The organism is Alistipes sp. AM16-43 (assembly GCF_003435745.1).
Taxonomy (GTDB): domain Bacteria; phylum Bacteroidota; class Bacteroidia; order Bacteroidales; family Rikenellaceae; genus Alistipes; species Alistipes onderdonkii.
This window is the reverse complement of sequence record NZ_QTUQ01000001.1, coordinates 379,777-392,379: the sequence shown is the minus strand read 5'-3', so window position 1 is coordinate 392,379 and position 12,603 is coordinate 379,777. Positions and strand designations below refer to the sequence as shown.

Annotated in this window: 9 protein-coding genes; 5 read left to right on the top strand and 4 right to left on the bottom strand. The window is 58.1% G+C overall.

What is annotated here, in order from left to right:
• Nucleotides 1-43 precede the first annotated feature (43 nt).
• The 5 genes from DW189_RS01580 to DW189_RS01560 all read left to right on the top strand — a co-directional run bounded on the left by DW189_RS01580 (nt 44) and on the right by DW189_RS01560 (nt 6,352).
• Nucleotides 44-214, top strand: coding sequence for a hypothetical protein (locus DW189_RS01580; RefSeq protein ID WP_229107370.1), 171 nt, complete (start codon nt 44-46; stop codon nt 212-214).
• Nucleotides 215-359: 145 nt separating this feature from the next.
• On the top strand, nt 360-1,049 hold the full coding sequence (locus tag DW189_RS01575) for a DUF2975 domain-containing protein (protein WP_022332960.1): 690 nt from the start codon (nt 360-362) through the stop codon (nt 1,047-1,049).
• Nucleotides 1,050-1,105: 56 nt separating this feature from the next.
• Nucleotides 1,106-1,330 carry a helix-turn-helix domain-containing protein gene (locus DW189_RS01570; RefSeq protein ID WP_055203307.1) on the top strand — a complete coding sequence of 75 codons (225 nt, stop codon included), beginning with the start codon at nt 1,106-1,108 and terminating at the stop codon, nt 1,328-1,330.
• 40 nt (nt 1,331-1,370) lie between these two features.
• Nucleotides 1,371-4,184, top strand: a complete 2,814-nt coding sequence (locus DW189_RS01565) for a M16 family metallopeptidase (RefSeq protein WP_117506638.1) — start codon at nt 1,371-1,373, stop codon at nt 4,182-4,184.
• Between the two features lie 110 nt (nt 4,185-4,294).
• Nucleotides 4,295-6,352 carry an LTA synthase family protein gene (locus tag DW189_RS01560; RefSeq protein ID WP_117506637.1) on the top strand — a complete coding sequence of 686 codons (2,058 nt, stop codon included), beginning with the start codon at nt 4,295-4,297 and terminating at the stop codon, nt 6,350-6,352.
• A gap of 136 nt (nt 6,353-6,488) precedes the next feature.
• Here the strand turns inward: DW189_RS01560 and DW189_RS01555 are convergent, their stop codons facing one another.
• The 4 genes from DW189_RS01555 to DW189_RS01540 are packed head-to-tail and all read right to left on the bottom strand — an operon-like array spanning nt 6,489 to nt 12,593.
• The gene (locus tag DW189_RS01555; protein ID WP_117506636.1) at nt 6,489-7,508 is read right to left on the bottom strand and encodes a DUF5689 domain-containing protein; all 1,020 of its coding nucleotides are present in this window, start codon (nt 7,506-7,508) and stop codon (nt 6,489-6,491) included.
• A gap of 27 nt (nt 7,509-7,535) precedes the next feature.
• Complete coding sequence (locus tag DW189_RS01550; protein WP_117506635.1) at nt 7,536-10,295, bottom strand: carboxypeptidase regulatory-like domain-containing protein; 2,760 nt, start codon at nt 10,293-10,295, stop codon at nt 7,536-7,538.
• Between the two features lie 16 nt (nt 10,296-10,311).
• On the bottom strand, nt 10,312-11,343 hold the full coding sequence (locus DW189_RS01545) for a nuclease (RefSeq protein ID WP_055203445.1): 1,032 nt from the start codon (nt 11,341-11,343) through the stop codon (nt 10,312-10,314).
• Nucleotides 11,344-11,363: 20 nt separating this feature from the next.
• A complete protein-coding gene (locus DW189_RS01540) occupies nt 11,364-12,593 on the bottom strand; it encodes a DNA/RNA non-specific endonuclease (protein ID WP_117506634.1) in 1,230 nt (409 codons plus the stop codon).
• Between the last annotated feature and the right edge of the window lie 10 nt (nt 12,594-12,603).

The window sequence follows — 12,603 nt, the reverse complement described above, 5'->3', positions numbered from 1 at the left end:
AGGATTCGATCGAAATCGGCGTCAAGAACGCCCCCCGATCGTCGTGGCAGTGACCCTGTGGCTGGTAACTATCTGGATACCCTACCTAAACATAGGGACGACTATCGCCTTCATCACCTTCGTCGTGATGTTCGTACTCTTCGTGCTGGCCGCTTCGATCGCAATGGCCATCGAAGCCTCGTTCTGGAAACAACTGAAAGACAACGTGGAATAAATACGCGCCACAGCAGGCGAAGGACGGCGCTGGTGCCGTCCTTTTTTATCCGCGACCAATTATTTTATCGAAAAACGATAAATATTATTTGTTTTTCGAAAATAAATACTAATTTTGCACTATCGAAACTCAAAAACGAACAAGCATGCAGAACAAAAAAAGACTGCACAGGCATTTACTGCTGATCTACATCATCTACTTCGCGGCGCTGATCGTAGGTTTCGCAGCGAGCTTCGTCCCGGATTTCTCGCGCGGATGGCGCGATGCGCAGGACACGCTGGAGATCGAGATCCCGCAAGGCGGCATACGCTCCTATTACGTCTCCGCCCCGGTAGTGCGCAAGGCCGCCGAGCCGGTCGTGATCGAGGGGCTCCCGGCCAGCATCGAACCGACAATCAGCCGGATAGACCTGCGCGTACAGGTGGACGAGGCCTACACGCTCGGCAACGCGTTCAAGGTGATGGGCAACAATGTCTACTGCTACCTGCTGATGGTGATAACGGGCCTCTCGTACCTGACGATCCTCGTGCTGATAGCCCTGATCATCAATTCGCTCCGCAAGTCGATCCGCGACGAACAGCCGCTGCGCCACAGCAATATACTGCGTACGCGCGCCATCGGCATCCTGATCCTCGTAGCGGAACTAAGCGAGGCTCTGATGAAATACATCAGCAACACCGAGGCGGCACGACTGCTCGAAGGCACCTCTTTCGAGGTCGTGGGGACATTTCCGCTGAGCTACTGGAATGTGATCGTCGGTATTTTGTTCCTCTTCATGGCCGAGGTGCTTTCCCTCGGGACGCAACTGAGCGAAGAACAGAAACTGACTATCTAAAATAAGTAACATAGCATGGCAACGATACAGACAATTAAAGGGGGGGGGACGACATTATGGCTATAATAATCAATATAGACGTCATGATGGCCAAGCGCAAGATGTCACTCGGCGAACTGGCCGAACGGGTGGATATTACGCCCGCCAACCTCTCGATACTCAAGAACGGGAAAGCGAAGGCCATCCGGTTCTCGACGCTCGAAGCGATCTGCCGCGAGCTCGACTGCCAGCCGGGGGACATCATCGAATACCGCCCCGACCTGCCCGCAGAAAAAGAATAACACAAAAACCCTAATACGATCGATTATGAAAAAATTAACAATGCTGGTTGCAGCCGCCTTCGCAATGACGAGCGCAATGGCCCAGCTCAACCCGATGGAGCCGATCCCGGCGGACAAGGATGTCCGGACGGGTAAACTCGAAAACGGAATGACCTATTACATCCGCCACAACGAAAAGCCGAAAGGACAGGCGGATTTCCACATCCTGCACGACGTGGGAGCCATCCAGGAGAACGACGCGCAGCAGGGCCTCGCCCACTTCCTCGAGCACATGGCCTTCAACGGCACGAAAAACCTCCCCGGCAAGCAGATGATCGAATACCTGGAGAAGGTAGGCGTGAAATTCGGCGCCAACCTCAACGCCGGCACCAGCTGGGACATGACTTCGTACATGATGAAGGACGTCCCGACCTCACGCGAGGGCATCATCGACAGTGCGCTGCTGATCCTGCACGACTGGTCGCACTTCATCGCCCTCCAGCCCGAGGAGATCGACTCGGAGCGCGGCGTGATCATGGAGGAGCTCCGCACCCGCGACAACGCTTCGTGGCGTTCGACCATGAAGATGCTCCAGGCGCTGGGCAAGGGCACGAAATACGAGCACCGCAACCTGATCGGCTATCTCGACGGGCTGAAAGGCTTCCAGCACAAGGAACTGGAGGATTTCTACAACACGTGGTACCGCCCCGACTATCAGGCGGTCGTGATCGTGGGTGACATCGACGTCGACGCCGTCGAAAACAAGCTCAAAACGCTGATGAGCGATATTCCGGCCCCGGCCGCCGATGCCGCACAGAAAGAGGTGATCACGGTGCCCGACAACGAAGAGCCGATCGTCAGCATCTACACCGATCCCGAAATGCAGGGTTCGCGCGTGCAGGTCTTCGTAAAGCGCCCGGCCGTACCCGAGCAGTACAACAACCTGGTATACGGCGAGATGCTCGACGTGGTACAGGCTTACATGACCACGATGGAGAATGCCCGTCTGCAGGAGATTTCGATGCAGCCCGACGCCCCGTTCCTGGGCGCAGGCATGAACTCGGGCAGCATCGGCGTAATCCCGACGCTCGAGGCCACGACCTTCGTCGCCATGACGCAGGACGGCAAACTGACACAGGGTTTCGAAGCCCTCTACACGGAGATGGAGAAGGTGCGCCGCCACGGCTTCACGCAGGGTGAGTTCGAGCGTGCACAAAACGACCTGATGCGCCGCGCCGAGCGTTCGTACACGAACCGCAACGACCGTCGCAACGCCGAATTCGTACAGACCTATCTGGATAACTTCCAGCAAAACCGCCCCATGCCCGACGCCGAAACCGAATGGCAGCTGGACAGCATGCTGATCAAGGCGCTCAACGTCGAGGCAGTCAACGCATTCGCACAGCAGGCGATCTACCCCAACAACCAGGTAATCGTCATCACGGCACCTGAAAAGGAGGGTGTCGTAAATCCGACGACCGAGGAGATTCTCGCCATCCGCGACAAGGTCGCCGCAGCCGAGATCGAGGCATATGAGGACAACACGGTCAAGGAACCGCTGATCCCCGAAGGAACTACCCTGGAAGGTTCGCCCGTGAAGAAGACCGCACAGAACGCCGAGTACGGCACGACGGAATGGACGCTGGCCAACGGAGTGAAGGTTATCGTGAAGCCCACGGCCTACAAAGCCGACGAGGTTCGCATGAGCGCCCTGGCCAAGGGCGGCCTGTCGATCCTCTCGGACGAGGAGTTCTACATGGGCGAGATGATGCCGGCATTCAACTCGATGTCGGGCGTAGGCAAGTTCTCGGCCACCGACCTCAAAAAGCAGCTTTCGGGCAAATCGGCGTCTGTACAGCCTTCGGTGGAGAACTACGCCAGCGAGATGAACGGCTTTTGCTCGCCCAAAGACCTGGAGACGATGTTCCAGCTGCTCTACCTCAACTTCACGCAGCCGCGCTTCGATGAGAACGACTACAACACGCTCATGAAGATGCTGCGCGCACAGTTGGAGAACGTCAAGTCGAACCCCGACTACCTGATGGAAGACAAGTTCATCGACGTGGTATACGGCAACAACCCGCGCCGCCAGATGGTGTCGACCGAGATCATCGACAAGTTCAGCTTCGAGGCGCTTCCGGCCATCTACAAGAAACTCTATCCGGATGCCAACAGCTTCGTATTCAAGTTCGTGGGCAACGTAGACCTCGAAACGCTCAAACCGCTCGTTGAAAAATATATCGGCTCAATCCCGACCTCGAAGAAACCGATGACGTTCGCGGACGACAAATGCGATCCCGTGAAGGGCGAGGTGACCGAGGACTTCACGGCCTCGATGCAACAGCCCAAGGTTTCGGTACGTTACATGTTCTCCGGCGAGATGCCCTACACGCTCAAGAACAAGGCTGCCCTGTCGTTCCTGACGCAGGCGCTCAACTCGCGCTACCTGGTTTCGATCCGCGAGGAGAAGGGCGGCACGTACGGCGTACAAGTATCCGGTTCGACGGAATACATCCCGAGCGAGACCTACAACATGACCATTTCGTTCGACACCAACGAGGAGATGGCTGACGAGCTGCGCGAGATCGTAATGAAGGAGATCGAAGAGATCGCCGCCAACGGCCCCAAGAGCGAAGACATCGAGAAAAACCGCGAGTTCATGCTCAAGAGCTGGAAAAACAGCCTCGAACAGAATGCCAGCTGGATGAACTACCTCAACAGCAAATACGGCTCGGGGCTCGACTACCTGGCCGATTACGAAGAGGTGCTCAAGACGCTGACCGACGCCGACGTACAGGCCATGGCCAAGAAGGTGCTTTCCGACGGTAACCTCGTGAAAGTCATCATGCGTCCCGCAAAGGAAGAGGCGAAATAAGCCCCCATCCGACAGAATGAAAGGCAGCCGTGAAAACGGCTGCCTTTTTGTTTGCAACAGGAGGTAAAAATATTACCTTTGCAAAAATTTTAAACCAAAGTGCTGCCACCATGTCTCGTAGTCTCAACCTGGTCTCAGGCCTCTATCTTAAAATATCCATTCTGACGATCGTCGCGGGGCTCGTACTCCGCATCGTGCTGCTCTTCAACGGGCAGACCAGCGACCTCGGTTTTTCACCGGGCGAGTGGTGCCAGGTATTCCTGCTGGGCGCCATGAACGACCTTTGTGCCGCAACGATCGGCTTCGGCTTCCTGTGGCTCTTCATGATGAGCGTCTCGGAGACGAAATACCGCAAACCGTGGGGCTACATCATCCTCGGAATACTCGCCGCGGCATTTTGCTACGTGACCTTCTGCAACACGATATTCGACGAATACGGCAGCGTCGCACCGCAGGTAGCCTCGGGCATCCTCGGCTTCTGGGCCGGGACGTTCGCCCTGCGGCTCTTCTTCCGGGGATTCCGCAGCTACTGGACGACGGTATGGTTCGCACTGATCATCACGCTCTACGTGGGGGCTATCGTCTTCAACGCGATCAGCGAATATTTCTTCTGGAACGAATTCGGAGTCCGCTACAACTTCATCGCCGTGGATTACCTGGTCTATACCAACGAGGTCGTGGGCAACATCATGGAATCCTACCCCGTACTGCCGATGTCGCTCGGGATAATCGTAGTGACGCTGCTCATCACCTGGTACCTTTTCCGCCGCGACCTGGGGCAGGCCGACCGGCTGATCGGATGGCGCTGGAAGGCTGTCGCCGGGCCGGCCTATATCGCAGCCATGCTACTGGCGGTTTGGCTGCTGCATTTCAATACCCGGTTCCAGGACAGCGACAACGTCTACGTGAACGAATTGCAGGCCAACGGACTCTACAAGTTCTACGACGCGTTCGTCAAGAACGAACTCGACTACGAACAGTTCTACATCACCGAGCCCGAAGCCAAGGCCGAGGAGTTCGTACACGGTGTGTACGGCAGCACGGGAGACAACCTGCATGCCGTCCGCAGCGAGGGCCCCGAGATACGGCGCAACATCGTACTGATAACGATCGAGAGCATGAGCGCCTCGTTCATGGGTCATTTCGGCAACACCAGGCAGCTGACGCCCGTGCTCGACTCGCTCTACGACCGGAGCCTGGCGTTCGACCGCGTCTATGCCACGGGTAACCGCACGGTACGCGGGCTGGAGGCCGTGACGCTTTCGCTGCCGCCCTGCCCGGGACAAAGCATCATCAAGCGCCCGAACAATGCGGGGATGCATTCGACCGGCGCCCTGCTGCGCGACAAGGGTTACACCGTGAAATATTTTTACGGCGGCAACAGCTATTTCGACAATATGGAGACCTTCTTCTCGGGCAACGGCTATGAGATCGTCGACCAACGGCAGTACGAGCCCGGGGAAATCACCTTCGCCAACATCTGGGGCGTATGCGACGAAGACGCCTACCGCAAGGTCATCCGCACGCTCAACGAAGACGCCGGCGACGGCAAGCCGTTCTTCGCACATGTCATGACGGTGAGCAACCACCGCCCGTTCACCTACCCGGCCGGGAAGGTCAGCATACCGCACGACGCCAAGTCGCGCAACGGAGGCGTGATGTATACCGACTATGCACTGGGGCGGTTCTTCGCCGAAGCGTCGAAACAACCCTGGTTCGCCAATACGATTTTCCTCATCACGGCCGACCACTGCGCATCGAGCGCGGGCCGTACGGAAATCCCGCTCGAAAAATACCATATCCCGGCACTGATCTACGCCCCGGGCTTCGTCGAGCCGCAGCATGTCGGGGGCATCGTTTCGCAGATCGACCTGATGCCTACCCTGCTTTCGCTGCTCAACATGAGTTACGACTCGCATTTCTACGGCCGCAGCATTTACGACGAGGGCTATGTCAACCGCGCGTTCATCGCAACCTACCAGGATCTGGGCTACCTCGAAGGCGACGTGTTCACGATCCTTTCGCCCGTGCGCCGCTTCGAACAGTACCGGGTCGTTCCCACGGAGGACAATCCCCACAACCTCGAACCGATGGAAACGGAAAACCCCGAACAGGTCTCGCGCGCCATCGGCTATTACCAGACTTCGAGCGCGTGGAACAAACGCTGAGTGCCGGTATCTGAAAAAGGCTGTCTGAGATTTGTCAGACAGCCTTTTTTCGTATGCGTTTCCCGGATACGCCCCCCCGTTTGCGCAGGGTATGAACGCTTATCGGGACACCGCCTCGTCCCGGGGAGGGGCGGTATCACTTCACCACCACGTCCCGGTCGGTGTTGAGCGTCAGCTGATAGGTCGCATAATTGCCCGAGCCGTTGGTAAACTTGGTATAGATGGCCGTCAGGTCAACGACCGAACCGGATACGGGGATTTTGTTGTCGCGGAACTGGCTGTAACCGCTCGTACGCACCACATAGTTACCCGGAGCGGCATTCGTGCCGGTACCGGCGGCCTGCGCATCGTAGGTGAACCAGGCCGAGCCGTAGAAAAACGTGTCGGCATTCGTACCGGGCAACATGCGCATCGTCGCCCAGGTAGCCCACTGGTCGATATCCTCCCACCCGGGGGAATTCACGTCGTAGGAGATGGAATTGGCGAAATAATTGGGAAAGGTGTTCTTATAGCCCCACGGCGCCGTGCCGAAGCGGCTCTCGACCCCTTCGAAACGCACCAGGCGCCCCAGGTCGTCGTCCGACAGCACAGTCAGGTAGTTGTCGCGCGTGACGACCAGCGTATCGGACTTCAGCATCGGCTGCTGTTCGCCCGAAAAGATGTGCTCGTCCTGCATGATCTTGCTTTCGATATTGTCGTTCGAATAGCTCGCATTGTAGGAAGTCGTACCGATGCTGACCATGCCGCGGTAGTTCCCCAGCACGAGCCCTTCGAGGTCGACGTAGACGATCTGCCCGACGGGATGGAACAGGTAGTTGCCCGTATTGAGCTTGAGCTCGATGGCTGACTCGGATGCCTCGTCGTAGAGGTATACCGACTTGTAGACATTGCCGAAGCGGTCGGTCGAAATAACCTTGCCCGAGGTGAACAGCGGCTCGTCGACCGTCCACGACGCCACGGTACCGTCGTTCATACCCGCATTCTCGGCCCGAAAGCGCGCCTTCAGCTCCCCGACGGAAATGTATTCCAGTCCCTTCGCCTCGAAATCGGCGCGGGTGTAGACCCTGGCCGGCCCCGGATTCAGGTAATCGCTGTAACAGCCTGTGAAAAACAGGGCTGCGGCAGCCGCCAGTAACAATTTGAATAATTTATCCATAGCATTCATGTTTTATTCGTCCAACCGTCAGAAACGGAAATAGAGATTGAGGTAATAGGTCGTACCGAACATGTAGAAATACTTCGAGTCGAAAGCCTGGTAGGTCGTCACGGTGGTCTCGGTATTCTTCGAGAGGCGTGTCTGCTCATAGCCGCCGGTCTTGATGTCCTGATTGTTCAGAATGTTCTTGACGTCGAGGCTGAATCCCAGCGTGTACTTGCGGTGGATATACCAGTTCTTGCCGATGCTGGCATTGAGCGTATAGGCCGAGTCGAACTTCTCCTGGCGTCGCAGGTGTTCGATGTCGCCGGGCGCCATGCCGCCCGTGATTACGGCGTCGGTACGGTAGATCGGGCTCATCGAGAGATACATGTTGTTGTAATAGTTGAAGTCGGCCGAGAGGTAGATGTTGTTGTTCGAGCGCCACGACAGGCCGACGTTGACGGCCGTCTGGGGTGTGCTCTCGACCCGGAAATCCTTCCAGTAGACATAACCGTCGGAGACGATATCGCCGCTGTTGTCCTGCGTTTGCAGGTAATAGGGGTTCGAATCGTAGGTATATTGTCCCCAGCTCACGGCGCCGTTCAGGGCGAGCGTGTGGTAGATCGGGATCGAGACGGCCGCCTCGAGGCCGAAATGCACCTTGTCGATGCCGCTCATGGCGAAATTAGTAAAGGTGGCCGCCACGTCGTCGTAATAGGAAATCACCTTCGACTGGTCGTAGATGCGGGTATAATAGCCCGAAATGCGAGCCTTGAAATCGCCGTAACGCAGGTTGTACGACGCATCCACGCCGAGGACGCGCTCGGCCGAAAGCCCCGGCGTCGTGGTGTTGCGCGTACGGGGCGAAACGAACGAGGACTGGAACTCGGGCGCTTCCTGCATGTAGACGACGTTCGCCTCGACGGCATGCGCCGCGGAGAAGCGGTACGAGAAGTTACCCTTGGCCTTGTAGGTCAGGTAATCCAGTTTTCGGGAGTCGCCCTTCGAATTGTCGGGGAAGAGCCCCTTGCGCCACAAACCCTCGCGCCACAGCTTCGCATAGCCCACTTCGCCGCCCACGGTGATGCCCAAGCCGCCGATGTTGAAACCGTACGATGCCCACGCCCGGGTGCTGAGCACGTGGGCATAGTAATCGTAGCTGTATTTATCGCCCACCTTGGCGGCATGCGCATGGCCGTACTTGTTGTAATAGTCGAGGTTATTCTGGTAAGCCTCTGTATTCGAACCGAAATCGCGTTCGGCGAATTTGTCGATGTCGGCCCAATATTCGCCCCCCAGGAGATCTTTCACCTGCGAGTAGTACTCCGTACGGTTACGGCGCAGCGAAAGTCCGCCGTTGATCCTGGAATCGTCGCGGAAGATATGCGAAAAACTGGCCACGAGGTTCCAGTCCAGCTGATCGGTATGACGCTCCTCGACCATGTAGTTCGACCGCCGGCCGGGGCCGTAGATCTGCTCGTCGAGGGGATCGTTCTGGTTATAGTTGGTCTGGTACATCTGCTCCCAGTCGAAATGGCGGATGTTCTGGTAGTTGGCCTGCCAGTAGACCTGCTGCCATGCGGCACCGACATAGTTCTTGTCGAGTGCGAAATAGCTCGGCAGGTAACGGTAGTAGTCGGGGCGCGGGTCGGGGCCGTTCTGCCACGTCAGTGCCGAGTAACCGTTCTTGCCGAAGCGCAGTGCCGTGGCCAGCTCCAACTTCGAACGGTCGGAGATGTCGAACGTGTAGTTGAGCATCACGATGGGTTCGTGGTTATTACGCACGCGGGCATTGCGCTTCTTGCCGTCCTGCCAGCCCCAGTTGGGGTTGTAATAGTTGTTGCCTACCAGGTCATAGGCCTCCTGCGTGGCGGCCTGCTGCGCACCGCGTTCGGTGGGGGCACCCAACAGGGTCAGCGCCAGGCGGTGGCGCTGGCCGAACTGCTTTTCGACGGCGGCGAAATAACCGAACGCATTGTAGTAAACGCCGTCGACATAGGAGTTGCCGCCCTGGCGGGTCGAAACCGAAAAGGCATACGACCAGCCGTTGTCCTGATAGCCCGAGGCATAGGTGACCATCGCACGGAAACGGTACATCGAATTGCCGTTCACGAGGCTGGCACGCAACCCCTTGCGCATCTGCGACGGGCTGGTGATGATGTTGGTCGTACCGCCGATGCCGCCCAGCCCGACATCCGAGGCCACGATCCCCGAAGTGACTTCCTGGTTACGTGTGGCATCGTTCAGGCCGCTCCATAGCGACCAGGGCGTATAGCCCGTGAGGGCGTCGTTGAGCCGGATGCCGTTCATGTAGACGTCCTGGTACTGCGAATCGTAACCGCGGACGTTGAAGCGCATCTCGCTGAACTTGTAGGAAGCGATGTTGTTGAAGATGTCCTTGGAGGCCGAGAGTGACGTAGGCAATGCCTGCGCATCGTCGACGGTCTCCATGTCGAACTCGGCGAACACGGCGTCGTCGATCATCTGCCGGGGTACGTCGGGCACCAACACGACCGCATTGATGTCGCGCACCTGCGAGCCGACGCGCACGGCGATGGAGAGGGGTTCGAACTCGGGGGTCTCGAACTGCAGCGAGTATTCGCCCGCAGGGACATTCTCGATGAGGAAATTACCCCGCTCATCGGACATCACGGTCACGTCGCCCGGCGTCATCGTAACCTTCACGCCGTCGAGGGCCACACGCCCCGCACGCGAAACGACCCTGCCCCTGACGCCGCCGTCCTGTGCAAAGGCGGTCAGCGTGGTGACGGAGAGTACTAAAATCAGTAGAATTTTGACTTTCATAGACTATGTAGCTAAATTATTTGGCAAAATAGATATACACCGGGAAGTGGTCGCTGTAACCGCCCTGGAAGTTGTTTCCCACATAGGTACGCAGCGGATAACCTTTGTACTGCCCCTCCCGCTGCACCATGTAATGCCTGCGGAAGATGTTGCCGTAGTACTTCGAACCGGGAGCCTTGCGCAGTTGCATGCCGTCGTCGCCCGAGACCATGTTCCCCGAGACCACGATGTTGTCGAAGAGGTTCCAGGCATCGCCGTAGGCGAGCGTACCGATCCCCGCACGCAGCATGTCCCCGAAGGGATTGTAGAAATCGCCGGGTTCGAGCTCCTTCATGCGCGTTCGGGCACCCAGGCCTTCGGCCATGCTCGGATCCGTAGGGTCGTCGTTAAAGTCGCCCATGGCAACGATCCGGGTCGCGGGGTCGGCTTTCAGCACCGAATCGGCGATCCGGCGCATCTGCTCCCCGACGGCGATGCGTTTGAATTCCGAAGCGTCCTTGCCGCCCAGCCGCGAAGGCCAGTGCGCCACCATGAAGAAGAAGGGTTCGTCGTCGATCCTTCCCCACATCGTCAGGATGTCGCGGGTCTTGAAATTGGGGAGCGACGGCACGACGGTTTTCACCGGATAGCTGCCCTCCAGTTTGAAGACTTCGGGGCGGTAGAGAAAAGCCACGTCGACGCCGCGCGCCTCGGGCGAATCGTAGTGCACGATACGATAATCGGCTGGCGCCAGTTTGGGCGCCGCCACGATATCCTCGAGCACGGAGCGGTTTTCGACCTCCGACACGCCGATCACGGCAGGATAGACCTTGTCGGCAGCCGCAAGGTCGAACAATACCCGTTCGGTGTTGCCCAGCTTGCGGTTGTACTTGGCCGAGTTCCACTGTTTGGGCCCTTCGGGGGTGAACTCGTCGTCGAGCACCTCGGGGTCGTTGATCGTATCGAAGAAATTCTCCAGGTTGTAGAACATCACCTTGTAGGGCTTCTGCGCGAAGCACGCCACAATGAATGCCGCCAGCAACAGGGTGAATATCAATCGTTTTTTCATCGTTCTGAAATTTTAAGGTTTTACAGTCCCCACGAGGCGGCGTCTTTCTGCGCCTTGACGGCGGCAGGCACCGAAGGGAAGAATTCGAAACCCGTGAGGCTTTCGACCTCCGAAACGCTTTTCACCCAGCTCCTTGCAGTCCCCTGTCCGCCCGCATTCTCGACCCAGAACCCGATGGACTTCAGCTGGTCGGCCGGATAGTCGCCCAGCCGGTCGCCCGCCTGGCGGACATTGCCCTTGACCGTGCGGACGAACACCTTGAAATAGTAGTTCGGCACGGGACACTGCTTGCCGTCGATATCGGGCGTGGCAAAGGTGCTGCCGGGATTCCAATAGGCACCCGTGACGACATAGAGCGTATCGGAGCACATCCAGTTGTCGCGCGCCATCTTCTCGAGCGCCGCCCAGGGATTCTGGTTCAGGCTGGAATTCTGGGGCGTCATGTTCGAGAAATAGAAGGTCTGTGCCTGCATCGTGGCATTCCCGCTGCGGTCGGCGTTGGGGATCTGGTGCCCGCGGTCGAAATTCCGTGCCGGATAGCTTTTGGTCAGGTTGGCCTGGTACTCGGCGGCGATCTTGGGGTCGTATGCCCAGGTTTCGACACGCCCCGAACCCGTGTAAGCGCTGTGGAGCGGATAGGCCACCCACCAGGCGGCGAACTTGGTCTTGTCGAAGCACATCGTAAAGTTGCGGGCGTTGTAGGTTGCACCCGTATTCTGGTTGCGCAGCAGGGCGAAATGCGTCACGTAGACATACGCATCGTCGGATTTCCGGGCCGGGATTTCCGGCCAGACAAGGTTATGGCCCGTCTGGTAGACATCGTCGGCTGCCGAGGTGCTGTATTGTGTGAGTTCCAGTTCGAGGGGCGCCTGCCCGTCGAACGTGAAGCGGATCATGGCATGCCGCTCTCCCCGGGTGTCGTTCGGCCAGTAATAGACATACTGATTGCGAGCCGCGAGGCTCGTTCCGGCAACACCGGTCTTGACGGTCTGCCCGCCCGGAGCCGTACGGTTGAACGAAACCCAGTCAGCGCCCGCCGTGATCTCGGCCCTCCACGATGTCCCCTCGCGGCCGTCCACGATCAGCACGGCAGCGCCCTCCCGGTCGGGGTGCACGGTCTTGGTGGGATCCCACTCCACGCGGAAGACCCCGGAACCCGAATCGGAGTCGTCACTGCAGGAGGTGGCGGCGAAACCCGCCGCCACGACCGCAGCAACCCCGAGGAGCGTTCGTATCAGATATTTACGCATCCTCTTCATA